The organism is Paraconexibacter sp. AEG42_29, assembly GCF_040581415.1.
Classification (GTDB): domain Bacteria; phylum Actinomycetota; class Thermoleophilia; order Solirubrobacterales; family Solirubrobacteraceae; genus Paraconexibacter.
The window spans coordinates 5,224,553-5,249,874 of sequence record NZ_CP114014.1; the positions used below are offsets into that span (position 1 = coordinate 5,224,553).

At 73.1% G+C, this 25,322-nt stretch carries 23 protein-coding genes; 8 read left to right on the forward strand and 15 right to left on the reverse strand.

The window, feature by feature from the left end; all coding sequences use genetic code 11:
- Nucleotides 1-487: 487 nt before the first annotated feature.
- Nucleotides 488-1,306 carry a fused MFS/spermidine synthase gene (locus tag DSM112329_RS24870; RefSeq protein ID WP_354699261.1) on the reverse strand — a complete coding sequence of 273 codons (819 nt, stop codon included), beginning with the start codon at nucleotides 1,304-1,306 and terminating at the stop codon, nucleotides 488-490.
- A 15-nt stretch (nucleotides 1,307-1,321) separates the two neighbouring features.
- Nucleotides 1,322-1,984 (reverse strand): TetR family transcriptional regulator, encoded by a 663-nt coding sequence (locus DSM112329_RS24875; RefSeq protein WP_354699262.1) that lies wholly within the window; start codon nucleotides 1,982-1,984, stop codon nucleotides 1,322-1,324.
- A 137-nt stretch (nucleotides 1,985-2,121) separates the two neighbouring features.
- Here DSM112329_RS24875 and DSM112329_RS24880 point away from each other — a divergent pair, with 137 nt between their 5' ends.
- Entirely contained in the window at nucleotides 2,122-3,336 is a 1,215-nt protein-coding gene (locus DSM112329_RS24880) for an oxygenase MpaB family protein (RefSeq protein WP_354699263.1), read from the forward strand.
- A 68-nt stretch (nucleotides 3,337-3,404) separates the two neighbouring features.
- Here DSM112329_RS24880 and DSM112329_RS24885 read toward each other — a convergent pair whose 3' ends face one another.
- Both DSM112329_RS24885 and DSM112329_RS24890 read right to left on the reverse strand, forming a co-directional pair.
- Nucleotides 3,405-4,364 (reverse strand): glycosyltransferase, encoded by a 960-nt coding sequence (locus DSM112329_RS24885; RefSeq protein ID WP_354699264.1) that lies wholly within the window; start codon nucleotides 4,362-4,364, stop codon nucleotides 3,405-3,407.
- The gene (locus DSM112329_RS24890) at nucleotides 4,361-5,386 is read right to left on the reverse strand and encodes a glycosyltransferase family 1 protein (protein WP_354699265.1); all 1,026 of its coding nucleotides are present in this window, start codon (nucleotides 5,384-5,386) and stop codon (nucleotides 4,361-4,363) included. Before DSM112329_RS24890 ends, DSM112329_RS24885 begins: the two co-directional genes overlap by 4 nt.
- Nucleotides 5,387-5,454: 68 nt before the next feature.
- On the opposite strand from DSM112329_RS24890, the gene DSM112329_RS24895 reads away from it, so the two are divergent.
- Together DSM112329_RS24895 and DSM112329_RS24900 are read left to right on the forward strand one after the other, a co-directional pair.
- A complete protein-coding gene (locus tag DSM112329_RS24895; RefSeq protein WP_354699266.1) occupies nucleotides 5,455-6,267 on the forward strand; it encodes a WecB/TagA/CpsF family glycosyltransferase in 813 nt (270 codons plus the stop codon).
- Nucleotides 6,268-6,326: 59 nt separating this feature from the next.
- Nucleotides 6,327-8,282, forward strand: coding sequence for a hypothetical protein (locus DSM112329_RS24900; RefSeq protein ID WP_354699267.1), 1,956 nt, complete (start codon nucleotides 6,327-6,329; stop codon nucleotides 8,280-8,282).
- Between the two features lie 72 nt (nucleotides 8,283-8,354).
- On the opposite strand, the gene DSM112329_RS24905 is transcribed toward DSM112329_RS24900, so the two are convergent.
- The gene (locus tag DSM112329_RS24905) at nucleotides 8,355-9,110 is read right to left on the reverse strand and encodes a methyltransferase domain-containing protein (protein ID WP_354699268.1); all 756 of its coding nucleotides are present in this window, start codon (nucleotides 9,108-9,110) and stop codon (nucleotides 8,355-8,357) included.
- 368 nt (nucleotides 9,111-9,478) lie between these two features.
- Here DSM112329_RS24905 and DSM112329_RS24910 point away from each other — a divergent pair, with 368 nt between their 5' ends.
- On the forward strand, nucleotides 9,479-9,820 hold the full coding sequence (locus tag DSM112329_RS24910; protein ID WP_354699269.1) for a PadR family transcriptional regulator: 342 nt from the start codon (nucleotides 9,479-9,481) through the stop codon (nucleotides 9,818-9,820).
- Nucleotides 9,817-10,863, forward strand: coding sequence for a hypothetical protein (locus DSM112329_RS24915; RefSeq protein WP_354699270.1), 1,047 nt, complete (start codon nucleotides 9,817-9,819; stop codon nucleotides 10,861-10,863). The genes DSM112329_RS24910 and DSM112329_RS24915 overlap by 4 nt, the downstream gene beginning before the upstream one ends.
- Nucleotides 10,864-11,117: 254 nt before the next feature.
- Here the strand turns inward: DSM112329_RS24915 and DSM112329_RS24920 are convergent, their stop codons facing one another.
- The 9 genes from DSM112329_RS24920 to DSM112329_RS24960 all read right to left on the reverse strand — a co-directional run bounded on the left by DSM112329_RS24920 (nucleotide 11,118) and on the right by DSM112329_RS24960 (nucleotide 21,559).
- Nucleotides 11,118-12,200, reverse strand: a complete 1,083-nt coding sequence (locus DSM112329_RS24920; protein ID WP_354699271.1) for a glycosyltransferase family 4 protein — start codon at nucleotides 12,198-12,200, stop codon at nucleotides 11,118-11,120.
- Nucleotides 12,197-12,769, reverse strand: coding sequence for a hypothetical protein (locus DSM112329_RS24925; RefSeq protein ID WP_354699272.1), 573 nt, complete (start codon nucleotides 12,767-12,769; stop codon nucleotides 12,197-12,199). The genes DSM112329_RS24920 and DSM112329_RS24925 overlap by 4 nt, the downstream gene beginning before the upstream one ends.
- Nucleotides 12,766-13,599 (reverse strand): ABC transporter ATP-binding protein, encoded by an 834-nt coding sequence (locus DSM112329_RS24930; RefSeq protein WP_354699273.1) that lies wholly within the window; start codon nucleotides 13,597-13,599, stop codon nucleotides 12,766-12,768. Before DSM112329_RS24930 ends, DSM112329_RS24925 begins: the two co-directional genes overlap by 4 nt.
- Complete coding sequence (locus DSM112329_RS24935; RefSeq protein ID WP_354699274.1) at nucleotides 13,596-14,372, reverse strand: ABC transporter permease; 777 nt, start codon at nucleotides 14,370-14,372, stop codon at nucleotides 13,596-13,598. The genes DSM112329_RS24930 and DSM112329_RS24935 overlap by 4 nt, the downstream gene beginning before the upstream one ends.
- Nucleotides 14,373-14,398: 26 nt before the next feature.
- Nucleotides 14,399-15,706 (reverse strand): hypothetical protein, encoded by a 1,308-nt coding sequence (locus DSM112329_RS24940; RefSeq protein WP_354699275.1) that lies wholly within the window; start codon nucleotides 15,704-15,706, stop codon nucleotides 14,399-14,401.
- An 87-nt stretch (nucleotides 15,707-15,793) separates the two neighbouring features.
- A complete protein-coding gene (locus DSM112329_RS24945) occupies nucleotides 15,794-17,788 on the reverse strand; it encodes a neutral/alkaline non-lysosomal ceramidase N-terminal domain-containing protein (RefSeq protein ID WP_354699276.1) in 1,995 nt (664 codons plus the stop codon).
- Nucleotides 17,789-17,839: 51 nt separating this feature from the next.
- Nucleotides 17,840-18,925, reverse strand: a complete 1,086-nt coding sequence (locus DSM112329_RS24950; protein ID WP_354699277.1) for an endo-1,4-beta-xylanase — start codon at nucleotides 18,923-18,925, stop codon at nucleotides 17,840-17,842.
- 3 nt (nucleotides 18,926-18,928) lie between these two features.
- A complete protein-coding gene (locus DSM112329_RS24955; protein ID WP_354699278.1) occupies nucleotides 18,929-20,422 on the reverse strand; it encodes a sugar transferase in 1,494 nt (497 codons plus the stop codon).
- 189 nt (nucleotides 20,423-20,611) lie between these two features.
- The gene (locus DSM112329_RS24960) at nucleotides 20,612-21,559 is read right to left on the reverse strand and encodes a UDP-glucuronic acid decarboxylase family protein (protein WP_354699279.1); all 948 of its coding nucleotides are present in this window, start codon (nucleotides 21,557-21,559) and stop codon (nucleotides 20,612-20,614) included.
- A gap of 47 nt (nucleotides 21,560-21,606) precedes the next feature.
- Here DSM112329_RS24960 and DSM112329_RS24965 point away from each other — a divergent pair, with 47 nt between their 5' ends.
- The 3 genes from DSM112329_RS24965 (at nucleotide 21,607) to DSM112329_RS24975 (ending at nucleotide 24,553) form a co-directional block, all read left to right on the forward strand.
- Entirely contained in the window at nucleotides 21,607-23,310 is a 1,704-nt protein-coding gene (locus DSM112329_RS24965; protein ID WP_354699280.1) for a hypothetical protein, read from the forward strand.
- Between the two features lie 90 nt (nucleotides 23,311-23,400).
- Complete coding sequence (locus DSM112329_RS24970; protein ID WP_354699281.1) at nucleotides 23,401-23,934, forward strand: ferritin; 534 nt, start codon at nucleotides 23,401-23,403, stop codon at nucleotides 23,932-23,934.
- Complete coding sequence (locus DSM112329_RS24975) at nucleotides 23,921-24,553, forward strand: GNAT family N-acetyltransferase (protein WP_354699282.1); 633 nt, start codon at nucleotides 23,921-23,923, stop codon at nucleotides 24,551-24,553. The genes DSM112329_RS24970 and DSM112329_RS24975 overlap by 14 nt, the downstream gene beginning before the upstream one ends.
- Nucleotides 24,554-24,651: 98 nt before the next feature.
- Here the strand turns inward: DSM112329_RS24975 and DSM112329_RS24980 are convergent, their stop codons facing one another.
- On the reverse strand, nucleotides 24,652-25,302 hold the full coding sequence (locus tag DSM112329_RS24980; RefSeq protein WP_354699283.1) for a molybdenum cofactor biosynthesis protein MoaE: 651 nt from the start codon (nucleotides 25,300-25,302) through the stop codon (nucleotides 24,652-24,654).
- Nucleotides 25,303-25,322: the final 20 nt, after the last annotated feature.

Genomic DNA, 25,322 nt, shown 5'->3' on the forward strand with positions numbered 1-25,322 from the left:
GGGGCTTCGGGCTTCGGGCTTCGGGCTTCGGGCTTCGGGCTTCGGGCTTCGGGCGAGGGTGGTCGGTGCTGTGCTCTGAGGCGTGTTCGTCGGTGCCGCCGGGTGTCGGCCGTCCCCCTACGCCGCTGGTTCGCGCGGCATCCAGGGACCAGGCCACCTGCGCTCGCTCACGAACGCGGCTCCGCGGGACAGCCCACTCCCGGCTCGCGGCGGGGTGGCACGTCCGTCCCGGATGGGATGGGATTGCTAGTTGGGCGATAACCCGGTGCCCGGTCCGCGGGACAGCCCACTCCCGGCTCGCGGGTGGCACCCCGCCCCGGGTGGGAGGGGACTGCTCGTTCGGCAATAACCGGGGTTCGATGTGCCACCACGTTCGCCGGTGGCGTGTGGTGGCACATCGGGCACCGCTCCGCGACCGCGCCGTGCCCCGCCGGCGCAACCGCTCGTTCAGGGCATCGGCCAGACGACTCGATGTGCCACTGGGTGCCTATGTGGCGCGTGGTGGCACATCGGGCGCGGCACCGGCGGACGGCTCGCCGTCAGGGTCGTGGCGGGGGATGCGGCCCAGCGTCTGGCGGGCCACGTCCGCCGGGGCGACCAGGCGGGCCGGGGAGCGGTCCGCTGCTGCGCGCGCCGTGATGCGGTCCCACGGGAGTGGGTCCGCACTGCCGATCAGGACCACGTTCCCGCCGCGGAGCCCACGGGCGCCCAGCGCCGCCACCGACGGGTAAGCCATCTGCAGCGCGGCCGCGATCGACCAGGTGGCGTCCAGCGTGCGGGTGTCGACGATGTTCACCACGGTCAGCGGCGCGACGCGCGCGGCGTCCGCCAAGGCCTCGACCGTCACGAGGTGGGCCGGGACGCGGGCACCGACGAACGCGTCCAGGACGATCGCGTCGACGCTCCCGTCGGCGCGGGCCGCCACGCGCTCGCGGCCGTCGCCCACCCGGACGCGGAGCCCGGGCATGCGGCGCAGCCCGAGGTGCTCACGCGCGATGTCGAGGACGGCCGGGTCGACCTCGACGACCTCGTGCCGCCCGTCCGGGTCCGACGCCACCAGGGCCCGCGCCAGCGCGCAGGCCGCGCCCCCGACGTGGAGGACGCGGCGTGCCCCGGCGCTCTGGAGGACGATCCGCGCCCAGCGCAGGTAGTCGAACTCGAGGTGCTGCGCGTCCGCGAGGTCGATGTACGACGCGTCCATGTCGTCCTGCAGCAGGAGCCGGCCCGTGGGACGCAGCGGATCGCGCAGGACGGTGAGCCCGCCGGCTCGTGCCACGACGGGGTCGGGTGTGCGGCGGCGCGACACGCCCGTCCGCGGCCGTCAGGCTCCGGTCGCGCGACGGCGGCCGATCGCGATCGCACCCTCGCCCGTGATCACGAACAGCTCGGCGAGGTCCTCGATCAGCTGCTCGCGGTCGATGCCGAGCCGGCCGTCGAGCCACGCGATCAGCAGCTCGGTCGACCCGCCGACCAGGAGCGCCGCGGCCACATCGGCGATCGGGTCCTCGTCGTCCTCGCGCCCGTAGTAACCGCGGGCGAAGGTGGCGAGGATGCGCCACAGGTCGCGCATCCCGTCCAGCCGCCGGCGAGCGAGCACCTCGTTGCCGAGCGCCTCGACGAACAGGACGCGGGCAAGCCGCGGGTCGTCGGTCACCGCGCGGACGAGCGTGCCGATCGCCAGGCGGGCGGCCCCCTGCGGATCGTCCCGCGGCGCCGCGGCGGCAGCGCTCAGCACGGTACGGGTGACGTCGAGCGAGACCGCGTCGAAGACCGCCACCACGAGCGCATCGAGGTCCGCGAAGGACTCGTAGAAGTAGCGCGGGTTGAGCTTCGCGTGCGCGCACACCGAGCGGACCGTCGTCCCCGACCAGCCCTCGGTGCCGAGCAGCTCGAGCGCCGTGGCCATCAGCCGGTCCCGCCGCTCGACGAGGCGCTCCTCGGCGCTGGACCCGCCGTAGCGGCCGGTGGGCTTCAGGGGAGCCATCGGCGAGTCATGCTCGCAGGATCTGGCAACAGGCGTTTCCGAGTGGTAGCGTGCCAAGTGGAAACATCCGTTGCCTGACCTCCAGGAACTGGTCGTCACGCCGATGTCCCCTAGGACCACCCGACCCGACCGGAACCATGACCACCGCGCACGATCTCGCCACCCGCTTCCGTGACGTCGACGCCGCCCGCCGGACACACGGTGCAGAGCTCGTCGATCGTGTGGTCGAGGGCTGCTTCACGGCCGACCCGGCCGCGGACGCAGTGGTCAGAGCGTTCCGCGAGCTGCCCGGCGGCGCCGGCTGGCGCCTCCTGGAGCAGGGCATCGCCGGCGGGCCAGGCGCCCTCCCGCGCGATGCCCCGGACGCGCTGCGCGAGCTCCTCGAGCCACTCGAGACGGTCCCCGACTGGGTGGACCCGAACCGCCTGCGCGCCGGCGCGATCGCCTACTGGCGGGCAGGCGCGGGCCCACTGTCGTTGTCGCTGACCTGCGGCGCGCTCGCGTTCGGCTACCAGAGCGCGAGCCTGTCGCGCCCGCTGGCCGCCACGGGGCGCCTGGAGCGGATGGCCCCGCGCCGCCTGGCCGAGACCGCCCACTGGGTCGTCGACGTCACGACCCCGGGCGCGATGCTCCCGGGCGGCGCCGGATACGCGGGCTCGATCCGCGTGCGCATCGTGCACGCCCTCGTCCGCGATCACCTGCTGCGCGACGGCGGGGGCTGGGACACCGTCAACTGGGGCATCCCCATCAGCGCGAGCGACTCCGGGTCGACGGCGATCGGCGGGTTCCTGACGATCCACCTCGACGCGATGCACGACCTCGGCGTCCACTACCGCCGCCAGGAGCTCGAGGACATGACGCACCTGTGGGCCTACATCGCCCACGTGATGGGCGTCCCGCTCGACCTCGCGCCGCCGGACTACGCCGCCGCCCGCGCGCAGATGCGCGCCGCGCTCGCCATCGACAGCGGTCCCGGCGAGGAGGGACCGCAGCTCATGCACGCGCTGCTGCACAGCCCGGCGGCCGCGATCCAGGCGCTGCCGGGCCCGGCCCAGCGGCCGGCGACCGCGCTGAACGCCTACGTGCTGGCGGGCTTCACCCGGCGCTGGATGGGCGACGCGATGGCCGACCGGCTGCAGGTCGGCCACACCCCGCTCACGCAGGCGGCCCTGCTGCTGCGCCCGCTGTCCTTCGCCCGCGGGGCCGTGACGGGGGTCATCGGCCAGGAGGAGCGCATCGGCGCGCTCGAGCGGGCGACGGTCCGCCGGGTGCTGGCCCGCGGCCGCGCGGCCAAGGCGCCGATCGCACCGCAGGACGCCGCCGCGGCCCCGGTCCTCCGCGCCGTGGCCTGATCCAGGGCGCTTTCAACGGCGGCGCGTGGCCCAGAGCTGGTTATACGAGCTCTGGACCGCACGCCGCCCTAAGACGGTGGTGGGCGCAGGCCGAACGGGACACGGCGACCCACCGCCCGTCGCGGCTGGATCGCCCGGCGCCGCTCGCGCGCACGGCCCGCGAGCCGCCAGGCGTCCCGGTAGCCGCCCAACAGGTGACGCTCGCGCAGCAGGACGTGCCCCAGGGCAAGGACCTCGTACACGGCGATCCACGGCAGATCGCGCAGCACGCCCGCCGGCGTGTCGTTCTTGAGCATCATCAGGTAGCGGTTGCGGAACTGCAGGCGCCGGTGATGCTCGGGCAGGGCGGCACGGGTGGTCGGCGAGTAGAACCGCTGGTGCCAGGCGATCGCCCCCGGCTCGTAGACGCACGTCCAGCCCAGCAGCTGCGCCCGCCACGCCAGGTCCACGTCGGACGCCCACAGCTCCATGTCCTCGTCGAACACCTCGTTGCCGACCGCGCACGCCTTCAGCACCTCACGGCGGTAGAGGACGCACGCGCCGTCCCCGCCGAAGACCTCCGCCGAGCGCGGGTAGCCCGTCCGTGGCGTCCCGTGCCCGACCAGCCCGTTCTTGCGGCGCCGGTCGACGAACATCGCGGCGGTGTCGAGGACGTCGAGGCGCTCGGCCACCTCGGCACCCGTCGCGCGGATGAGCCGCGGCGCGACCGACCCGACCCCGTCCCGGTACAGGCGCACCACCGCCGCCTCCAGGAACCCGGGATCCAGGACGCAGTCGGCGTTCAGCAGCAGGACCGCGTCCCCGTCCGTCCCCTGGATCCCGGCGTTGATCGCCGCGGCGTACGAGCGGCGCTCGCGCAGCCGGACGAGCGTCACGCCCAGGCGCTCGCAGAGGCTGACGGTCCCGTCCGTGCACGCGTTGTCGATCACGACGACCCGCGCCCCGGTCCCCTGCGCCAGGGCGGCCGGCAGGCACGACTCGAGCAGGGGCGCCTCGTCGACGCTCAGGACGAGGATGGTGGTGGTCAAAGGAGCTCGCGGTACACGTCGGCCGTCGCGTCGGCGCAGGCCTGCCAGGAGAAGCCCTTGGTGCGCTCGAGCCCCAGCGCCCGCAGCTGTGCGGCGCGGTCCGGGGCGACGGCCCGCAGGATCGCAGCCGCGAGGTCGTCGACGTCGAGCGGGTCGAAGCGCTCGGCCGCGTCGCCGGCGACCTCGGGCAGGGACGTCGCGTCGGCGATCGCGACCGGGACGCCGCGGGCCAGCGCCTCCGCGACCACGAGCCCGAAGCCCTCGTACAGCGACGCGTGCACGACCAGCGCCGCCCCGCGCATGACCGCGTCGAGTTCCGCGTCGGACAGGAACCCGGTGACCACGAGCCCGTCCGGCAGCGGCGCGCCCGCCGGCAGGCCGAGGGCGGCGACGTCCCCGTGCCCGGCGACGACCAGCCGGTGCGGCAGCTCCCCGGCGGACCGGAGCGCCATCCACGCGGCCACGACCCGGGCGAGGTTCTTCTTCGCCCGCAGGTCGCCGACGGCGAGGAGGTACGGCTCCCCGCCCGCGACCGACGGCGGCAGCGGCGCGTCCCCGATCGCCAGGGAGGACGCGTAGGGGACGATGCGCAGCTTGCCGGCGTCGATCCCGTACCGGGTCACGAGGTCGTCGGCGGTCGCCTGCGAGGGGACCAGGACACGAGCCGCCCGGCGCGCCGCGCGCGGAGTGATCCAGCGGTACTTCGTCCCCGTCCGGCGCGAGAAGTCGTCCGGGTAGGCCTCGAACGCGAGGTCCTGCACGGTCACCACACCGGCACCTCGGTGGACCAGCGGCAGGAAGCAGTTTGGTGCGTGGATGACCTTGACGCCGGCGCGCCAGCCGACCACCGGGAGCGCGAGCTGCTCGGCCAGGACCTGCGGACCCGGCAATTGCCCTCGATACACCGTCACGAGGTCTGTCGGCAGGCGACGGGAGAGCTCGAGCGCGTACCGTCCCCAGCCCCGCAGGGGCGAGGCGAACGCGTCGCGCGCGTCCAGTAGTACTCCCGGTGGGTTCGTCATTGCAGTCGAAGCCTACGTCCGCCATAGTTGCCCTGCGGTAGGGGTACCGAAGGGGCACGGGAGCAAGAATGTCAGTCATCGATGACGCAGCCGTCACGAGCGCAACGCCAGACACAGGGCCGAACACGACGTCGCGGATCTTCGGGATCCCGATCGACCTCGCGCGCCCGGCCGACCTGCTCGAACGGATCACGGGCTGGGTCGGGGACGGCGGTGGCGCACGGCGCGTCATGTACGTCAACGCCCACGTCCTGAACCAGTCGCAGGAGAACCCCGAGCTCCACAAGGCGCTCACCGAGGCCGACCTCGTCTACTGCGACGGCTACGGCGTGCGCCTGGCCGCCAAGGCGATGGAGGCCGAGGTCCCGCACCGGATGACCGGAGCGGACTGGGTCTGGGGTCTGTCCTCGCTCTGCGAGACGCAGGAGCTGTCGGTGTACCTGCTCGGTGGGGACCCCGGCGTCGCCGCCGAGGCCGCCGAGCGCCTGCACCGCTGGTACCCGCGCCTGCGCATCGCCGGCACGCACCACGGCTACTTCGAGATCGGCTCCGAGCACGGACAGCGGGTCGTCGAGGACATCAACGCGCGCCGCCCGGACATCGTCCTCGTCGGCATGGGCTCCCCCAAGCAGGAGGAGTGGGTCGGCCGCCACGGGGACGAACTGGACACCGACGTCCTGTGGACCGTCGGCGCGCTTTTCGACTACGTCAGCGGACGCGTACCGCGCGCACCGGCCTGGTTGTCGGACAATGGGCTTGAATGGATCTTCCGACTCGCCATCGAACCCAACCGGATGTGGCGGCGGTACCTGCTGGGGAACCCGGTCTTCGTCAGCCGGGTCATGACCCAGGCTCGCCGGCACCACACGGTTCACAGCTGACCCGCCTCAAGGCCTGGGCCTCCCGCCATCGCGAGATCCTCCTCGCGGCGCTCGCGGGGATGCTGGCGATTCGCCTCGCCGATCAGGCGGGCGTGCAGGGCAAAGCCGCAGTACCGGACCTCGCGCGGGCGATCGTCGCCGCGCTGACGTTGTTCGCGGTCACCGGCTGGGGCCTGACGCGGCTGCTGCTGCCGGACGGGCTGCGCCGCTACGAGCTGCTGTGGGTGGCCCCGGTCGGCGCCTGCGCGACGGGCCTGAGCATGACCGTGCTGGGCTTCGCCGCCGTCCCGTACAGGATCAACCTGGGCCTGGTCATCGCCGGGGGCGTCGTGCTGGCGGTGGTGGCCTGGCGGCGCCCGCGGTCCGCGCTGCCCCCCGCTGCTGCCCCGTCCGCCAAGGACGAGGCGGGGGCCGCGGCAGCCCAGGACCCGCCCGCGGATGCCGCCGCCCACACCGAGGCCGACCGCGACCTGCGCACCCGTGCCGCCGTCCGCCGCATCGCGTGGCCCGCGTGGATCGCCCTGCTGCTGATCGCGATCTCCCTGATCCCGCTGCTGCGCGCCGGCTTCGCGACCGTCGAGGGCCAGGGGCAGGACGCCCACCTCGCCGTCGGCAGCGCGATCTTCCTGCAGCACAACTACCCCACCGGCGAGGACATCGCCCTCCCGGTCGACCGGATGCCGCTGGTCTGGCGCTCCAAGCAGGCGATCTACTACAACCTCGCCGCGGTCGCGTCGCTGTCCGGGCTGGAGGTGTACCAGACGATCTCGGCGCTGGCCGCCGTCCTGCTGGCGCTCGCGGCGATCGGGTTCTACCTCTTCATCCGGGACGTGCTGAGAGCCCCGGTCTGGGCGGCGGTCGTCGGCATGACGCTGATCGGCCTGGACCGGATGGTCCTGCACACTGTGATGCACCCGTACTTCAACCAGACGTGGGGCTTCTTCGGGCTCGGGTTCGCCTGCGTGCTGTCGTGGTGGGCCGTGAAGGAGCGAACCCGCGGCGGCATCGCGCTGCTGATCGCGTTCCTGGCGATGATCACGCTCGCCTATCCCCTGGCCCTCCCGATCCCGCTGATCCCGCTCGCGATCGTCCTGTGGCCCGAGCTCAAGCGCGTCCGGCCCAAGGGCATCTGGAAGGGCAAGCGCTCGCTGCGCTGGATGATCCCGGTCGGGTTCCTGTTCCTCGCCTCGCTGAACGTCCCGCCGATCAAGGGCGTCTCCGAGAAGTTCTCGACCGCGATGTCCGTCGTTCTCAACCCGTCGCACTCGCTGCAGAACTGGGGCGGTGACCTGAAGGGCTACTTCATCGAGCCGCAGTTCATCGCGATCAACACCTTCGCCGGCCTGGCCCTGATGATCGTCCCGCTGGTTTACGCGATCCACCTCTGCCTGCGCGACCTCGACCGGCCGATGCGCCGCGGGCTGACCGCGCTGCTCGCGTTCACGATCGCGTTCGCGCTCTGGTTCCGGCTGCGCGAGTACGGCTACTACTTCCACTTCAAGCTGCTCGCGTTCGTCGGCCCGGTCGCCCTCGCGCTGGCCGCGGCGGGTGCGGCGAAGGTCCGCCCGGCCCGGACCGGCATCATCGGCGTCGCCGTGCTGCTGACGATGGCGATGAGCGCGGCAGCGCACGAGATCGGGTCGACGTTCGACGAGCTGCCGAAGAACGTCCTGCAGCTGCAGGACATCGACGCGGCCCTCCCGCCCGGGCAGTCTGTGCGGCTGGACATCGACCCGCAGGAGCAGAACTGGGTCGCGTTCATGATGCACGGGCAGCCGCTGTGCTCCCAGAAGCCTCTGCTGGGGACGAACTACCCTCACGTGCAGACGTCCCGCAAGGCGCAGTTCATCCTGGTCCGGCGCGACGCGCCGCGGCCCGCGGACGCCGTCGGCGGACCGGTTCAGCAGATCGAGACCTTCCTCCTCTACCGGATGCGGGCGGATGTCCCGGGCGTGGACCGGTGCTCGCAGGCGATGGTGGAGACCGTCTCCAAGGACGACTTCAAGGGGCCGTAGGCGCGGGTTCCGCGGCGCCGGCGGCCGGGGCCGCCGCGGCCGGGCCACGCGACGCGAGCGAGCCCGTCCGCGTCAGGCCGGAGCGTGGAACGTGAGGCGGGCGACGTTGTCGCCCTTCGCGCTGCCGCGCAGCGGCGTGTGCTTGACGACCTCGTTGCCGGGGGCCTCGACGAAGCCGGCCGTCGTCGCCCACCCACGCAGCGTGGCGAGGTTCGGGATCCACCAGGTGAACTGCGAGCCCGGGGCCGGCGGCCGGTACTCGGCGACCGGGCGCTTGGGATGCAGGCGGGTCAGCCCGACCGAGAAGGCCTCGATCATCAGCAGCGTCCCGCCGGGCTTCAGCGTCTCGCGCATCCGCTCGAGGGCGCCCGTGGGGTCGCGCAGGTGCTGCAGGATCGTGCCGCAGAGCAGGACGTCGACGGGGCCGTCGGTCCAGTCGGGGGTCAGGTCCTTGACGTTGCCCTCGATCCGGCGGACCTTCGATCCCAGGGCTGAATGCGCCAGCTTGAAGCCCGAGCCCCACTCCAGGCCGCTGGCCACGGAGTGCGCGAGGTTCTCCTCCCGGGTGTTCGGCGGCCAGTCGGCCTGGGTGCCGTCCGGGAGGTCGAGCGCGTAGACGACCTCCGGTCCGCGGGCCTCCATCGAGTAGGCCCAGAAGCCGTCGAACGTCCCGACGTCCAGGCACCGCTTGCCGGCCAGCGACGCGGGAAGCGCCTCCGGGGCGAACGGCCGCAGGTCGCAGTACCCGGGCGTGACGACCCCGCCAGGGAGGTCGAGCGCGTGGTACCAGCCCGGGTGGTCGGCCACCCGCTGCGCGAGATCTTCCATGCCCGCCGGACCCTACAAGGAACGTTCGCGGGACTGCTTGTCGGTCATCTGACCGATAGGAGATTGCCGGGATGAGCCGATTTGCGCTTTGATGTTCTAACGGCGGCCCGTCTGCCCCCACAGGGACCGTCCAGTGAACGCCCGTTCCGATTGCCTGATCCGGGACGGGCCCGAGCCGCGAGCACCAAGCCCTGCCGTGTGCGTCTGCCAACGCGCCGGCGGGGCGCTCGTGGTCGCTCGCCTCGTCTTTCCGATTCCCCACTGACGCGCTGCTCCTCGCGGTCGGCCGTCCGACGACGGTGCCCGAGTTCAGACCGGTTGCGTTGCTCGCGCACTACTGCGCGATGTGTAGTACCGTGGATCGCGCAATGAGCCTCGACCGCAGTCAGCTCCTCCGCGGCACCCTCGACGCAGCCGTGCTGGCGGTGGTCGCGCAGGACGACGGCTACGGCTACGACGTCGTGCGCCGGCTACGGGCCGCCGGCCTGGAGGACGTCGGCGACGCATCGGTCTACGGGACGCTGCGGCGCCTGTACCGGGGCGGCGCGCTGACGTCCTACGTCCAGCCGTCCGACGAGGGTCCGCACCGCCGCTACTACGGCATCACCGAGTACGGCCTCGTGACGCTCGCCGGGGCGCGCGTCGTCTGGGCTGAGTTCTCCGCCCGCATCGACCAGCTCCTCGACGTCCACCCGGAGGTGTCCGCATGACCCGGACCGCGCACGTCCCGCCCGCTGCCGCCGCCTACCTCGCCGACCTGCGCGGTGAGCTCGGGGACCTGGAGGCGAGCGAACGCGAGGAGCTGCTCGAGGACGTGGTCGCCTCGCTGGTCGACGCGACGGACGCGGGCGAGCAGACGCCCGTCGCGCGGCTCGGGACGCCGGCGCAGTTCGCCGCGGAGCTGCGGGCCGCCGCCGGGCTGCGACCCCGCGAAGCCGCGGCGGCCCCGGGCGGCGGGTCCTGGGCGCGGCTGCGGTCGCGCGGGCGAGCGCTGCTGGACGGCCCGCAGGTTCGCAGCGGGCTCCGCGTGGCCCGCGAGCTGGCGCCGCTGTGGTGGCTGGCGCGCGCGTACGTCCTCCTGATGGTCGCTGCCCGAATGCTCGAGCAGGACTTCTCCGTCCGCTATCCGTTCCTGCCGCTGCTCCCGGACGCCACGGGGACGGCCTTCTGGGCGGCCGTCGTGGTCGCCGCGTCGCTGGCCGCCGGGGTGTGGACACGGCTGCGGCCGGCGCGCGGCCGCGTCGCCACCGCCGTGGTCCTGGCGAACCTCGCGCTGCTGGCCGCGGCGGTCCCGGTCGCCGAGCACGACATCCGTGCTGACGCCCCGGCGCTCGGCACCGTGCGGGTGCTGCAGGCACCGCCCGCCGGCGTGACCCGGTCGGCGACGTCGGGCGGACGGAATGCCGGGCTGACCTTCCGCGGGAAGGACCTGCGCAACGTCTTCGCCTACGACCGCACCGGCCGGCTCGTCCCCGACGTGCGGCTGTACGACGCCTTCGGGCACCCGCTGGACATCCCGGCCGGGGGCTCGCGGCGGCGTCTGCTGCGCGGCGCCGACGGACGCGAGCTGGGCAACACCTACCCGATCCGCCTCGCCGCCCCGGGGACAGGCCGCACCCTCCCGGCGGGCCGCGGCGCGCTCGGGACGCGGATCTCGCCGATACCGCGCGGCGCCGCCCTCGTCGCGCCGGTGCGGTCGGGCTTCGAGCGCTTCTGCTCAGACAACCCCGGGGCCTGCCCGGCGCGCCCCTGACGAGCTGACGCACGACCGCTGCCCGGAGGATTCGGCGGGTTCAGCCCGCGCGAACCTCCGCGGACTCGCGCGCCACCCCAGCACCGAACGTCGGTTCTCCCGCGTCCCGAGACGGGAAACCGACGCTCGACTCGGGTTCGGCGCCCGCGCGACCCGGAGAGACCGCTGCCCGGAGGATTCGGCGGGTTCAGCCCGCGCGATCCTCCGCGGACCGCCCGAGGGCCCGCGCGAACGCGAACCGCAGGCTGACGCCGCTACGGCTCGCGCGGCAGCGCGGCCGCGTGCTCGAGCAGCTCCCGCAAGGCCGCGGCCGTCCGGTCGTGCCCGTAGACCGTGAGCCGCTCGCGCCCGCGCGCCCGCAGCTCGGCGCGCAGCGGCGCGTCCGTGATCGCGAGCGTGACGAGCTCGGCGATGACCGCGAGGTCGCGGTCGTCCACCAGCAGCGCCCCGCCCGCGGCGACCTCGGGGATCCCGCCGGACGGGCGCGTGACCACCGGCGTGCCCACGTGGAAGGCCTCGAGCAGGGGGATGCAGAACCCCTCGTGCTCGGAGAGGCAGACGAAGACGTCGGCGTCGGCGTAGGCCTGCGCCAGCTCGGCCGGGCTGAGGCCGTGGCGGAACTCGACGGCACCCGGGGCGAGCTCCTCGGCCAGCTGCTGCAGCGCGGCGAGGTAGTTCTTCGTCATCCCCTCGCCGACCAGGACCAGCCGCGCGTCCGGCAGGCGGTGCGCCCGCAGCAGCGCCACGAGGCGGATCAGCTCGTCCTGGCGCTTGTGCGGCGCCATGCGGCCGACGAACAGCAGCGTCGGCGGCCGTCCGGGGCGACCGTCTCGGGCCGGCAGCGCCGCGAGTGGGGCGGGCGGCGCCGGCGGGACGTTCTTCGCCGGGTCGAAGAGGATCGGGACTACGCGATCCGAGCCAAGCTCGCGGGCGTTGTACAGCGACACGCCGGCGACCACGTCGACCTTCTCGGCGTACTCGGGCAGCTGCCGGCGGCCGAGCGCGCACTGCACCGCGATCCCCGCCTCGTAGTCCCAGAACCAGCGGGCCGGGGTGACGTTGTGGCTCAGCAGGACCTTGCGCTGCGGGGTCTCGAGGATCTCGCGCAGGCGGGGCGCGTAGGCCGAGTAGTGGATCAGCAGGAGGTCGTCGGGGCCGGGCGGATCGGTCCGCAGCAGGCTCAGCGGCTGGATCGCCCCCGCCACCCGCGGGTCGATGTGCCAGGCGACGTCGCGGCCACCCCAGCCCCAGCGGCCGAACAGCGCCCGGAAGGCGCGGGCCTGCGAGGTCACCGCGTCCACCGGACCGGCGCCGCTCAGCACCTGATGGACGATCACGGGGTCGGCGGGTCAGCAGGCGGTGCGGGCGCGGCGGCGTCGTCGTCCGGCCCGCCGCCCGTGGCCTCGTCCAGGGCTGACGCCGCATCGTCGAGCGCGGACGCGGCGTCGTCGAGCTTGGCCGCGGCGACGTCCCCGTCGTCCAGCGCGGCCACGGCGTCGTGCAGGGCCGCGGCGGCCGTGTGAGCGGCGGCCTCGCGGACCGCGGCCGCGTCACGCCACGACGTCGTCTCGCGCTCGAGGTCGGCGACCCGGTCCTGCAGCTCGGTGAGCCGCATGAGCAGGTTCATGTTGTAGCGGGCCTGCAGCATCGTCAGCTCGTTGAAGTGCTGCTGCATCCCGCGCAGCAGCAGCCGCTTGAGCCACGTGATCGGGGCGCCGTAGCGGCGGGTGGAGCGCATCAGCGACGCGTCCGGCTCGATCACCGCCCACTCCATCAGCTGCTCGATCGAGATGCGGTCGGTCGGCTCGATCGCGAACCCGGCGAGGTCGGACGTGTACTCGCCGCGGGCCTTGGCGGCCTCGGCGGCGGCGCGGGCCGCGGGCAGGGCGTCCTCGGGCCGGGTCACGGGTCGGGCGTCCCGGTCGGGGCCGACGCCGGCGCGGACGCAGTCGCCGGCGCGGCCTCCACCGGGGTCCCCATCTGGTGGTGGTAGTACGCCATGCCGGGACCCGAGTCGCCGTCGAAGACGACGGTGCCGCCGTCCAGCACGACGACCCGCTCGCAGGTCCGCTCGATGAGCGCCGCGTCGTGGGAGACGAGCACCAGGGTCGCCCCGGCGGCGACCTGCCGCGCGATCTGCGCCTCGCATTTGCGCTGGAAGGCCTCGTCGCCGACGGCGAGGACCTCGTCGATCAGCAGGACGTCGGCGTCCAGGTGCGCGGAGATCGCGAAGCCGAGCCGGACGTACATGCCGCTGGAGTACGTCTTGACGGGGACGTCGATGAAGTCGCCGAGCTCGCTGAAGGCGATGATGTCGTCCATCCGCGCCTCGATCTCGGGCCGGTTCAGGCCGTGGAGCGCGCCGCCGAGCAGGATGTTCTCGCGGCCGGAGAAGTCGCGGCCGAACCCGGCGCCGAGCTCCAGCAGGCTGACGATGCGGCCGCCGATCGTCACGCTCCCCGAGTCCAGGGGGACGATGCCCGCCAGCACCTTCAGCGTCGAGGACTTGCCCGCGCCGTTGCGACCGACGATGCCGACGGTCTGCCCGGGGGTGATCCGCAAGCTGACGTCATCGAGCGCCTGGATCGGCGCCGGTCCGGCGCTGCGGCGCCGCAGCAGCAGCTCCTTCAGCGTCCCGCCGCGGTCGGCGCGGATCGAGAACGCGCGCGACGCGTGGTCGACCACGATCTCGCCGGGTGCCAGGCCGGTGCCGTTGCCGTCCGTGAAACCGCTCATACGATGACGGCCAGCTCCGCCTGCAGGCCACGGAACAGCGCACGTCCGGCAAGGACCGCCAGCACCGCCGCCACGACCACGTACGCCAGCCCCGCCAGCGACGGGGCGTGCCCCTCGTAGAGGATCCGGCGGATCGCCTCGATGTAGGGCGCGATCGGGTTGACCCACTCCATCGCGAACCGGGCCGCGGCTTTGTCCGTGATGTCGCCGGGGGCGAAGAAGATCGGCGACAGGAAGAACCACGGCAGCAGCGCCGCCGACAGGATCGGGGCGACATCGCGGAAGTGCGCGTGCAGCACCGACACGGCGAGGCTGAAGCCGAGGACGAAGCCGTAGAGCGCCAGGAGGACGAACGGCAGCAGCAGCAGCGCCGGCGAGAACGTCCAGCGGACCAGCAGCGTGATGACCGCCACCAGGCCCAGGACGACGAGGAACGTCACGGCCTGCACGGTCACCACGGCGCCGGGGATGATCTCCCGCGGGAACGGCGACTTGCGGATCAGCGCGCCCTGGTCCAGCAGCGACGGCGCCGCGCTCAGCAGCGCCTGGCTGAAGAAGATCCAGATGACCAGGCCGACCATCAGGAACAGCGGGTAGTCGTCGTGCTCGGACAGCGTGAAGACCACGCCGAACATGAAGTAGTACGCGAGCATCAGGACCAGCGGGTTCACGATGTACCACGCGACGCCGAGCGCCGAGCCTTGGTACTTCTGCCGCAGCTCTCGGCGCACCATCTGCTCGAAGAGGTAGCGGTAGCGGGTCAGCTCTGCCATCCACCGCCATTGTCGCGCACCCGCGCTCAGCCGCGCTTGATGCCCTTCGTCTCGATCGCCTCGAACGCGCTCCCGGGGACCTTCTTCAGCGTGTTGAGGTTGTCGTCGTCCCAGGCCGGGTCGGGCGTGCCGGAGATGAACCAGTCGCTGCCGTTGTCCGCCACGATCATCCCGTAGGTCGCCAGGGCGTCGAGGATCGCGCGGGCCTGGCCGGTGTACGGCGTGCGGTCGAAGGACGCCTTCAGCCGCAGCCGCAGGCCCATCGGGGGCAGGTTGCGGTCGGTGCTGAACGACGCCTCGTGGCTTGCCGGCGGGACGTACGCCGCCTGGCTCTTGGACACGGTGAAGCGCAGGGCGTGGCGGATCTTGCCGGCGGACGCCTCGTCGGCCCGGGCCAGGCCCGGCAGGATCGGCAGGCCGGCCGCGTCCGCCGAGGTCCAGCCGTCCGGCCGGTAGGTGCTCTTCGTGAGGTCCCAGACCGCGCCGCCGTCCGCGGAGAAGCCGCCGCCCTCGCGCCTCGCGTGGAAGAGGTCGTACTCCTTGCACTCGCCCTCGCGGACGACGATCACGTGGCGGTCGCCGTCGGCGGGGGCGTTCGGGCCGCCCTCGATGTGCGCGTTCAGCGGAATCGGGTACGGGCCGGGGTCCGACTCGTCTGGGTAGGCGACGAAGCGGATCGGGACGAGCGGCTGGTTGGCGGGCACGACGGCGAACGGGATGCCGAAGTCGCCGTACTGGCCGGAGCCGAAGTCCGGGTGCAGCGTGTCGCCCGCGCCGATCGACTTGATGTAGGCATCAGACCGCGGGTCGACGGGCTCGCTGGAGATGTCGGTGTTCCAAGGGTCGCTTGCGGGCCGCACCGGGCACGAGCCGACCATCGGGACGTCGCCAACCGGCCCGTTCGGGACCGGCGGCGGCGGGGTGCTCGGCGTGCCAGGGGTGGCGGAACCGCGGCCGACGACCGTCGTGAACGCCGACCCGCCGCAGGGGCCGCCGCGCCGGGCGCAGGCCCGGACCTTGACGGTCACGCGCCGGCCGGCCGGCGGAGCGGCGATCGTGATGCGGCTCGTGCCCTTCGGCAAGCGCCGGACGACGCCGAACTGCTTGCCCCCGCGGAACGTCCGCACCTCGATGACCCTCCCCTGCGTGGCCCGGTTGCGCCACGTCATGACGACCTTGCCGTTCCTCGGCGCCGACTGCTTGAGCGTCAGGGGGCTGCGCAGGTCCAGTGCGGCGGCGCTGGCGCTGGACGCCCCGTGGTCGCGGCCGGCGAGCAGCAGCCCGCAGACGAAGGCCAGCAGGGCGACGGGGAGGACACGCGTGATCCAGGTCATGAGGCGAACGTACCGGCGCACCGGCGCCCCGTCACCATCCTTGGGGATGATCCGGCCCTACCCCGGCGGACCTGAGCGCGGCCCGCGTCAGCCGACGGTGAACGTCCGCGTCGTCAGGCCGTACCGCTGGGCGGACACCAGCAGGCGGTAGGTCCCCGCGGGCGCGGAGGCCGGGACGGTCCAGGTCAGGTCATAGGCGCCCTTGGCGTCCACGTGCCAGAGCATGTGCAGGCCGAGGTCGCTGTCGACCGTCCGCCAGCGCTTGCCCACCAGGCGCTGGGCGCTGACAAATGCCTTGTCCACCGGCCGGTCGCGGCCCAGGGGCGCGCCGCTCCAGGTGATCTTGACGTCCTTGCCGCGGGCGACGGTCGCCGGCGGCTGGCCGGTGAGCGAGCCCGCCGCCGCGCCGGCCGGATAGTCCGGGCCGTCGGGCTTGACGCCGTAGGCGACGTCGAGCGGGTAGGGCGGCTCCGCCGGGGCGCCGGACGCCAGCTGGCCCGCCAGCTCCGCGTACCGCTCCTGCAGGAACGTCGCCTGGTTGCGGCCGAAGAGCGTCGAGGCACCCTCGTAGCTCTGCTGGCCGTACTCCTCCGGCGTGGTGATGTACTGGATGAAGTCGCCCGCCAGGCCGGCGATGACCACGTGCTTGATGCCCTTCGGCGCCAGCGGACCGCGGACCGCCCTGCGGACCCGCACGCCGACCTCCTTCGTCGGCTCGCCCGGGACCTGGACCAGCACGCCGTCCCCGATCCGGGTCACGCTGAGCGGGACCGCGGCCGGCGGCGCGCCGACGGGGATCTGGACCTTGTTGCCCTGCACCGGGTCGGACGTCAGGTTCTTGCGCCCCTCGAGTGAGATGCCCGTGAGGTCGAACAGCGGGCCGCGCCCCTCTTCCGAGCCGGTCAGGAACCCGGCCCCCTCGATGCCCTTGCTGTCGACCGGCCCGGTCGCCGTGCTGCGGCCGCAGAAGCACGATCGCGTCCAGCGCACGTCGAGCGCCGGCGTCCGGCTGAGGCGCTTGCCGGCGAGCTTCCAGGCCTCGAACATCTTCGCGGCCTCGGCCGACCCGACGACGGCAGCCCCGTCGAACCCGGTGTGCTTCAGGCCCGCGGTCTGGTCGCCCTCGGCGCCGTTCGGGTAGACGTTGACGACCGTCTGGTTCTTCGGGATGGCGGGCGACGCGCGGCGGACCTTGTCGACGAAGACGCGCCAGGCCGCGGCGTGGTGGTCGCCGGAGTAGACCTGGCTGTCGGCCTTCACGACCGTGCCGTGGTCGGCGAAGTTCGAGTACGCGCCGATCGGGACCCGGACGGTCTTGCCCTTCCGCTTGACGAACTTGTCGACGCGGAGCACGTCGACCGCGGGGTCGATCGTGTCGTCGGCGCCGAGCGGGTCCATCGCCGCCGTCCCCCTGCCCGTCTCCACGTCCAGCCCGTGGTTCGCGAGGTGCGCCTCGATCGAGCGGTTCTCCGTGAGGCCGCGGAGCTCGACCGAGGCCCAGCCGGCCGCCGCCAGGCCGCGGTCGCCGTCGGCCCGCCGGATCGACGCCGCGATCTGCTTCACGAGGAAGGTGTAGAGCGTCGGGTCGGCCGGCTTGGGATCGATGAACTCGATGAACGAGCTCGGGTTGCCGATCGTCGCCGGGCTCGGGGCGGCGGTGTTGTAGGTCGGGTTGTTCGCGTAGCCGCCCGGGCCCGAGTGCGTGTGCGAGGCTGCCATCAGGATCCCGGTCCGGTCGTACCCGAGGTCGGCCACGGCGCGCGCGACGTCCTCCTGCAGGCCGGCCGGGACCGCGAACAGCTCGATGGCGACGAGCGCGATCTTGCGCGTCCCGCGCTGCAGCACGAGCGTGTTGGCGTAGAGCCGTGTCGACTGGCCGAGTGCCAGGCGGTCGGCCCGGGTCCAGCCGCCCAGGTAGTAGCCGGTCTGCGGCGGGGTGATGTCCGCCTGACCGGCGCCCGCGCGCAGCTGCGACACCTTCTTGGCCTTCGGCGTCGCGGCCCCGGAGGGCGACGGCGCGGCGAGGGCCAGCGCCGCAAGCGCGCCCACGACAGCGATACGACGGATATCGATCGACCTCACGCGGTCATCCTACGCGGGCGTTCAGATAAGGCGAGGGGCCGCGGTCAGCGCTCAGCCACCCGCGCGCAGCGCACGCGAGAAGGCGAGGAACGCCGGCTTGGGCTTGAGCTCGTCGTCCAGCAGCGTTGCGCTGCCGTAGCCCGGGGAGCTCTCCGGGATCCAGGAGTGGCGATCGGTGAAGCCCCAGACCGTGATCGACCGACAGCGGGGAACCGCGCGGCAGGTCGTGGCGAGCTCCGCGTAGACGCCGGCCTGCTGCGCCAGCTGGTCGTCCGACGCCGGCTCCTTGAGGCTCACGTCGAACTCCGTGATCGCGACATCGACCCCCGCCGCCGCGAAGCGCTCCATGTTCGCCTTCATCGTGTCCGGCACGCCCGCCGGATCGCCGTCGAGGTTGAAGTGCGACTGGAACCCGACCTCGTCGACCAGCCCGCGGGCCTTGAGCCGCTTGACGACGCGGAGCAGCGTGTCTGACTTGGGGCCGATGCTCTCGCCACCGATCTCGTTGATCGCGAGCCGCGCGTCGGGGTCGGCCTTCCGCGCCGCCGCGAACGCGTCGAAGATGAACGTCGACCCGAGCGCATCCGACCAGACCGACGGGCGCAGCTTGCCGTCGTCCCCGATGACCTCGTTGACGACGTCCCAGGTCTTCACACGCCCCTTGTAGCGCCGCATCGTCCGGCTGATGTGGTCGAGCATGACCTGCCGCAGCTCGGCGGCCGGCAGCTTGCCGTCCGCGATCCAGGCCGGGACCTGGGAGTGCCACACCAGGGTGTGGCCGCGGACCGCGATGCGGCGGTCCGACGCGAAGTCGACGGCCCGGTCGGCAGCGGCCCACTGCAGCTTGCCGCGCTCGGGCTCGAGCGCGTCCCACTTCATCGCGTTCTCGGGGGTGATGACGCTGAACTGCGCCGCGAGGTCCGTGCGGTAGCCGGGCTCGTTGCGGAGCGCGCCGTCGTCGACGGCGGTCCCGATCAGGATGTCGTTCGCCTTGCCGGACGCGCGCAGCGTCGGCCCGGGCAGCGGCTTGGCCGACGGGCCCTCGAGGTTGTCGCGGTGGGACGCGAGCGCGCCGAGCAGCACGAAGACGAACAGCACGCCCGCGACGACGAGCAGCCGTCTGATCCAGCGCCTCACGGGTCAGTAGGAGCCACGGCGCGTGAACACCGCGGGGACCGTCTTCACGAGGATGGTCAGGTCCAGGTAGACCGACCAGCGCTCGAGGTAGAGGAAGTCGAGGCGGACGAGGTCGTCGAAGTCCAGGTCGCTGCGGCCCGACACCTGCCACAGCCCGGTGATGCCCGGCAGCACGAGGTAGCGCTTCTTGTGCCACTCCTCGAGGCGCTCGAAGTCGCGCTGCGGCAGCGGGCGCGGACCGACCAGCGACATGTCGCCCTTGAGGACGTTCATCAGCTGCGGCAGCTCGTCGAGGGAGAACCGGCGCAGGAAGCGGCCGACCGGGGTCATCCGCGGGTCGTCCTTGATCTTGAACAGCGCGCCCGTCGCCTCGTTGACGGACTCGAGGTCCGCCTGGCGCTGGTCGGCGTCGCGGTACATGGTGCGGAACTTCAGGCAGTCGAACGGGACGCCGCCGATGCCCGGGCGCGAGGAGCGGTAGACGATCGGCCCGCGGCTCGTGAACCGGATCAGCAGGGCACTGGCGGCGAGGACCGGCGACAGCGCGATCAGCACCAGGACTGACACCGTCACGTCGAACCCGCGCTTGATCGCGAAGTCGATCCCGTCGAAGACCGGCGGCTTGAGCTCGAACAGCGGCACCGTCTGGCCGGGAACGAACTCCGCCCGGTGGACCAGGATCTCCATCGTCGACGGGGCCACGCGGACGCGGACCCCACGCTGGTGACAGCGCGCGACGAGCTCGACGGCCTCCTGCTGGGGGAAGTCGGGGTCCGCGATGATCACCTCGTCGAGGCGGTGGGCGATGATGATGTGATCGAGGTCCTCGAGGCGGCCGAGGGACGTCAGCCCGTTGTCCGGCCGGGGCACGAGCGAGATGAAGCCGACCACGCTGATCGCGGGATGCGGGCCGTCCTGCAGCGCGTGGCCGACGGCCTCGATGTGCTTGCCGGTCCCGACGATCACGGCTCTTCGCTGGTAGCCGGCGGCCCGCAGCGCCATGCCGGTCAGCCGCTCGTACACGTAGCGCGCGGTGGAGACGTAGGCGACCGCGAAGAACAGCGTGCCGTAGAAGATGTAGTAGCTCGAGAACTTCTCGCCCTGCACGAGCGCGAAGATGACCGTGACGACCATCGTCTGGAACAGCGAGCCGACGATCGTCGCGAGGCCCGGGCGGACGGCGCGCTCGGCGTACAGGCCACTGCGGGCGAAGAGCAGGACGGCGACGAGGTAGGCGAACGCCACCGAGTGGCGGGCCTCGCCGAGCGAGCGGGCGAAGTACCAGTTGTCGCGGAGGAACGCCTTCAGGACGAGCGCGGTGAGGATCGCGCCGAAGATCGCGACGAAGTCGATCGCCAGCAGCGAGACCACGCGGCTCGCGCGCCGAGCGGTGTCCAGCCGCAGGATGAAGCGCAGGACCGGCGGACGGCGCTTGCGCACGTCCTTGTCCGGGAGCGGCCGATCCATCGCGGGATCGGGCTGCTGCGAGACGGTCACGGTGGGCTCTTCAGCGCGCGCGGCATCGTCGTCCGGCCTGACATCCCGTGTCTGACGCGTCGTCGGCATTCCGTGCACCTAACGAGCCAGCGTCGCAGATGTCGGGTGTTTTGTCATCGCGTTCACAAGCCCACGCGGCCGGGCCGGCCGCACGCGTGTGCGCGCAGGCCGCCCCTCCCACGGCCAACCCTAGCGGGCGGGGCCGATGAGACCGGCCCTGCCGGACCCGTCGAGCGTCTTCTGCAGACCCTCCCGGAGGCTGATCTCCGGGGCCCAGCCGAGCCACTCCTGCGCGCGGGTGATGTCCGGCTTGCGCTGCTGCGGGTCGTCGGTCGGCAGGACCTCGTGCACGATCTCGCTCTTGGAGCCCGTCACGTCGACCACGGCGTGCGCGAGCTCGAGCAGCGTGAACTCGTCCGGATTGCCGATGTTGCACGGCTCGTGCTTGCCCGACTCCGCCAGCGCGATCATGCCGCGGATCAGGTCATCGACGTAACAGAACGAGCGGGTCTGGCTGCCGTCGCCGAACACGGTGATCGGCTGGTCCTGCAGCGCCTGCCGCATGAACGTCGGGATCGCGCGCCCGTCGAACGGCCGCATCCGCGGGCCGTACGTGTTGAAGATCCGCATGATCGCCGTGTCCACGCCCTGCTGGCGGTGGTACGCCATCGTCAGCGCCTCGGCGTACCGCTTGGCCTCGTCGTACACGCCGCGCGGGCCGATCGGGTTCACGTGGCCCCAGTACGTCTCGGACTGCGGATGGACCTTCGGGTCGCCGTAGACCTCGGACGTGGACGCGATCAGGAACCGCGCGCGGTGGCGCTTGGCGAGGCCGAGCGCGTGGTGCGTGCCGTGCGAGCCGACCTTCAGCGTGTGCAGCGGCAGCCGCAGGTAGTCGATGGGCGACGCCGGCGAGGCGAGGTGGTAGACGAAGTCGATCGGCTCGTCGACGAAGAACGGCTCGATGATGTCGACCTGGCGGAACGTGAACTCGGGCACGCGGATGTGCGCGATGTTCTGCAGCGACCCGGTCTCCACGTTGTCCACGCAGATCACCCGGTGCCCGCGGGACAGCAGCTCGTCGCACAGATGCGATCCCAGGAACCCGGCGCCGCCGGTGACAAGACACGTGCTCATGGCGCGACAGACTACGGAGCGCGCGACGCGTAGGCTCGTCCGCTCCGATGTCCGCCCGCCGTCCCGTTCTCGCGCTCACGGCTGTTGCCCTGGTGGTCCGCGTCGCGACGCTCGACCTGCAGAGCTTCTGGTCCGACGAGGCCGCCACGGTCGGGGTCCTCCGCCACTCCTTCGGCGGCATGCTGGACGCGGTCTGGGACGGGGAGTCCACCCCGCCGCTCTTCTACGTCCTGATGTGGGCGTGGTCCAAGCTCGCGGGGACCGGCGAGATCGCGCTGCGGCTGCCGGCGGCGGTGCTCGGAGCGGCCGCGGTCCCCGTGGTGGCGGCGCTGGCCGCGCGGGTGGCGGGGTGCCGGCGCGCGCCGAGCGGGACGGGGTCGCGCGTGGAGCCGAGCGGGACACCCGGGGAGCCGGGCGGCGGGTCGCGGATGCCGGACCGCGCCGCGGTCGCCGCCGCGCTGCTCATGGCGCTGAGCCCACTCACGGTCTGGTACTCCCAGGAGGCGCGCGCGTACGCGCTGCTGATCCTGCTCGCCGCCGGATCCACGCTCGCGCTGCTGCGCGCGCTGGAGGCACCGACCCGGGGACGGCTGGCGGCGTGGGCCGCGCTGGCGATCGCCGCCTTCTGGACCCATCACTTCGCGGTCTTCCTCGTTGCCGGCCAGGCGGGCTGGGCGCTGTGGGCCCTGCGCGCCCGCGCGCTCCCGGCGTGCTGTGCGATCGCTGCGGGGGGCGCGGCCCTCGCGCCGCTGCTGCTCCACCAGCGCGCGGCGGGCCGGGCCTCGTTCATCGCCGACGTCCCGCTCCACACGCGGCTGGCGCAGCTCCCGAAGCAGGTGCTTGTCGGGTACGACGGGCCGGCGGACCTGCCGCTGGGCGTGCTCGGCGCGGCGGCCGCGCTGACGGCGCTGGTCGGCCTCGGCCTGGCGCTGACGCGCGCCCGCGCAACGGAGCCTGAGCCGGGACCGGGGTCGCGGTCGGGAGGTGGCAGTGCCTCGTCGCGGGATGCGGGACCCGGCACTGCCACCCCAGCGGGTCCGGACGGGGGTGGCACGGTGGCCGTGCCCGGGCCTCCGGCCGATGTCGTCGTGCTCGGGGTCGTGGCGGCCGGGCTCGTGCTGCCCGGGCTCGCAGCCGCAGTCGGCCAGGACTTCCTCCTGACCCGCAACCTGCTCGGAGCGCTGCCGCTCGTCCTTGCGCTGATCGCCGCCGGAGCGGCCGCGCTGCCCGGGCGGGCCGGCGGGGCGGGCGCCGCCGCGGTCGCGGTCCTGGCCGCGGTCGGGGCGGTCTCCGCGATCGCCGTCGCCGACGACCCGGCCTACCAGCGGGACGACTTCCGCGGCGCGTTCCACGCCGCGCTGGAGGGCGACATCGGCCCGCGGCTGGTGGTGACCGACGGCGAGAGCCGCATCCCCGCGTCGCTCTACCTGGGACCGGGGGCGCGGGTCGTCCCGCCCGGCCGCGTCGAGGACGTCCTCGAGATCGACGTGGTCGTGGTCGCCGCCAACGAGCCCGGGCAGAAGCGGGCGACGCCGGCGCTGCCGGTCGCGGCCGGCGTCCCGCCCGGGTTCGCCCCGGCCGGTGTCGTCCGTGGCGCCACCTGGATCGTCCGCCGCTACGTCGCGCTGCCCCGCCCGCTCGGCGGGGTCGCCCAGCCGACCACAGTGGACCCCGCCGCGGCACTGGCACTGCTGCCGCGCGGCATGCCGCTGGCGCTGCACGTCCCCGTCGTCCCCGCCCGCAGCCGGTGAACGGACCGGGCCGCTGACCGACCGTTCCGCACGGCCGGCGTTCACTCCCGCGCCACGGCCGGCACCGGCGCGTCTTGTACGCTGGCGCACGTGCCCGATCCCGCCTTCACCGCCCGCCTGAACGAGCAGATCGCCTACGAGTTCTCGGCGAGCCAGCAGTACATCGCCGTCGCGGTCTACTACGACGACGAGACCCTTCCGCGGCTGGCCTCGTTCTTCTACGCGCAGGCGCTCGAGGAGCGCAACCACGCGATGATGATGATCAAGTACCTGCAGGACGCGGACGAGCAGGCGATCGTCCCTGCGGTCTCTGCGCCGCGGACGGCGTTCGCGGACATCGTCGAGCCGGTGGCGCTCGCGCTCGAGCAGGAGAAGCGCGTCACGGACCAGATCGGCGAGCTCGCCGGCCTCGCCCGCGACCAGCGCGACTACCAGTCCGAGCAGTTCATGCAGTGGTTCCTCAAGGAGCAGGTCGAGGAGGTCAGCTCGATGAAGGACCTCCTCACCGTCGTGCGACGGTCGGCCGAGAACCCGATGCTCGCCGAGGAGCACCTTGCCCGCGAGGGTGGCGGGGACGAGGGCGAGGACCCGACCGCCCCGCCGGCTGCCGGTGGCGCGGTCTAGCGCCCCGGAGCTGCCGGAGCCCGCGGACTGGCCGCGGGTGCTGTCCGGCGTGCTGGCGGGGTCCCGCGCGCGCCTCGAGCCGCTCGCCGACACTCATCGGGACGCGCTCTTCGCCGCGTCCCGTCACCCGGAGATCTGGCGCTGGATGCGCGACTACCCGTCCTCCCGGGCGGCCTTCGACGGCTGGTTCGACGCCGCGCTGGACGCCTCCGCCGCCGGCGACGAATGGGCCTTCGCGACAGTCGACGCCACGACGGGCAAGGCCGTCGGCTCGACGCGGCTCATGACGCTGCGCCCGGACGACCGCGGCGTGGAGATCGGCTGGACGTGGCTCTCGCCGGCCGCGTGGCGGACCGGGATCAACGTCGAGGCCAAGCTGCTGATGCTGACGCACGCCTTCGAGGCGCTCGGGTGCATCCGCGTCGAGCTGAAGACCCACGCCGAGAACCAGCGTTCACGCGACGCGATGACGGCGATGGGCGCCTGGTTCGAGGGCGTCCACCGCAACCACCGCATCGTCCCGGGCGTCGGGATCCGCGACTCGGCCTGGTTCAGCGTGATCGACGGGGAGTGGCCGGCGGTCAAGCGCGGCCTGCAGGCGCGCCTCGCGGCGCACTGACCCGGTACCTGCTGCGCGCTGCTGCCATGGGCAGCAGGACGCAGCAAGGTCCCGCCCGATGCGCCCGCATCCGGGGCGGCACCCGTGTCGTCGCCCGGTCAGCCGGTGACCGGCGGCTCCCCGACGACCCACTCGCCCTCCTCGGCCTTCCAGATCGGCGCCTTCGCCTTGAGCTCGTCGATCAGCTCGCGCGCCGCGGCGAACGCCTCGGGCCGATGCCCCGAGCTCGTCGCCACGATCACGGACGGCTGCCCGAGCGGGACGCGGCCGATGCGGTGCTCGACGGCGGCGGCCGTCAGGCCGTGGCGCGCGATCGCCAGGTCGACGAGCGACTGGAGCATCGGCGTCGCCATCTCGACGTAGGCCTCGTAGTCCAGGTAGGCGTTCTCGCGGGTCACGCCGGAGAACGTGACGACCGCACCCGCGCGCGGGTCCTCGACCATCCGTGCAAGGCGGTCGAGTGACAGCGGCTCCTCGGTGATGCGGACGTGGTTCACGGGGCCGGCGTCGAGCGGTCCCGAGCCCCCGCTGACCGGCGGGATCAGCGCCAGCTCGTCGCCGGCGTTCAGCACGTGGCTGCCGTCCGCGTACTCGCGGTTCACCGCCATCACGCACGTGACGTCGGCGGTCAGGTCGGACAGCGCCGCGAGGGCGTCGTCCACCCGCGCTCCGTCCGGCAGATCGAGCGCGACGGTGCTCTCCCCGGCACGATCACGCAGCACGGCGAACAGGCGGACGGTGACCTCCATACCGCCGACGATAGGCGAGG

What these genes read in the sequence shown, in the direction of transcription:
- DSM112329_RS24875 (WP_354699262.1), bottom strand. Translation starts at nt 1,984, where the DNA reads ATGGCTCCCCTGAAGCCCACCGGCCGCTACGGCGGGTCCAGCGCCGAG.
- DSM112329_RS24880 (WP_354699263.1), top strand. Translation starts at nt 2,122, where the DNA reads ATGACCACCGCGCACGATCTCGCCACCCGCTTCCGTGACGTCGACGCC.
- DSM112329_RS24890 (WP_354699265.1), bottom strand. Translation starts at nt 5,386, where the DNA reads ATGACGAACCCACCGGGAGTACTACTGGACGCGCGCGACGCGTTCGCC.
- DSM112329_RS24895 (WP_354699266.1), top strand. Translation starts at nt 5,455, where the DNA reads ATGTCAGTCATCGATGACGCAGCCGTCACGAGCGCAACGCCAGACACA.
- DSM112329_RS24900 (WP_354699267.1), top strand. Translation starts at nt 6,327, where the DNA reads ATGCTGGCGATTCGCCTCGCCGATCAGGCGGGCGTGCAGGGCAAAGCC.
- DSM112329_RS24905 (WP_354699268.1), bottom strand. Translation starts at nt 9,110, where the DNA reads ATGGAAGATCTCGCGCAGCGGGTGGCCGACCACCCGGGCTGGTACCAC.
- DSM112329_RS24910 (WP_354699269.1), top strand. Translation starts at nt 9,479, where the DNA reads ATGAGCCTCGACCGCAGTCAGCTCCTCCGCGGCACCCTCGACGCAGCC.
- DSM112329_RS24915 (WP_354699270.1), top strand. Translation starts at nt 9,817, where the DNA reads ATGACCCGGACCGCGCACGTCCCGCCCGCTGCCGCCGCCTACCTCGCC.
- DSM112329_RS24930 (WP_354699273.1), bottom strand. Translation starts at nt 13,599, where the DNA reads ATGAGCGGTTTCACGGACGGCAACGGCACCGGCCTGGCACCCGGCGAG.
- DSM112329_RS24935 (WP_354699274.1), bottom strand. Translation starts at nt 14,372, where the DNA reads ATGGCAGAGCTGACCCGCTACCGCTACCTCTTCGAGCAGATGGTGCGC.
- DSM112329_RS24940 (WP_354699275.1), bottom strand. Translation starts at nt 15,706, where the DNA reads ATGACCTGGATCACGCGTGTCCTCCCCGTCGCCCTGCTGGCCTTCGTC.
- DSM112329_RS24960 (WP_354699279.1), bottom strand. Translation starts at nt 21,559, where the DNA reads ATGAGCACGTGTCTTGTCACCGGCGGCGCCGGGTTCCTGGGATCGCAT.
- DSM112329_RS24965 (WP_354699280.1), top strand. Translation starts at nt 21,607, where the DNA reads ATGTCCGCCCGCCGTCCCGTTCTCGCGCTCACGGCTGTTGCCCTGGTG.
- DSM112329_RS24980 (WP_354699283.1), bottom strand. Translation starts at nt 25,302, where the DNA reads ATGGAGGTCACCGTCCGCCTGTTCGCCGTGCTGCGTGATCGTGCCGGG.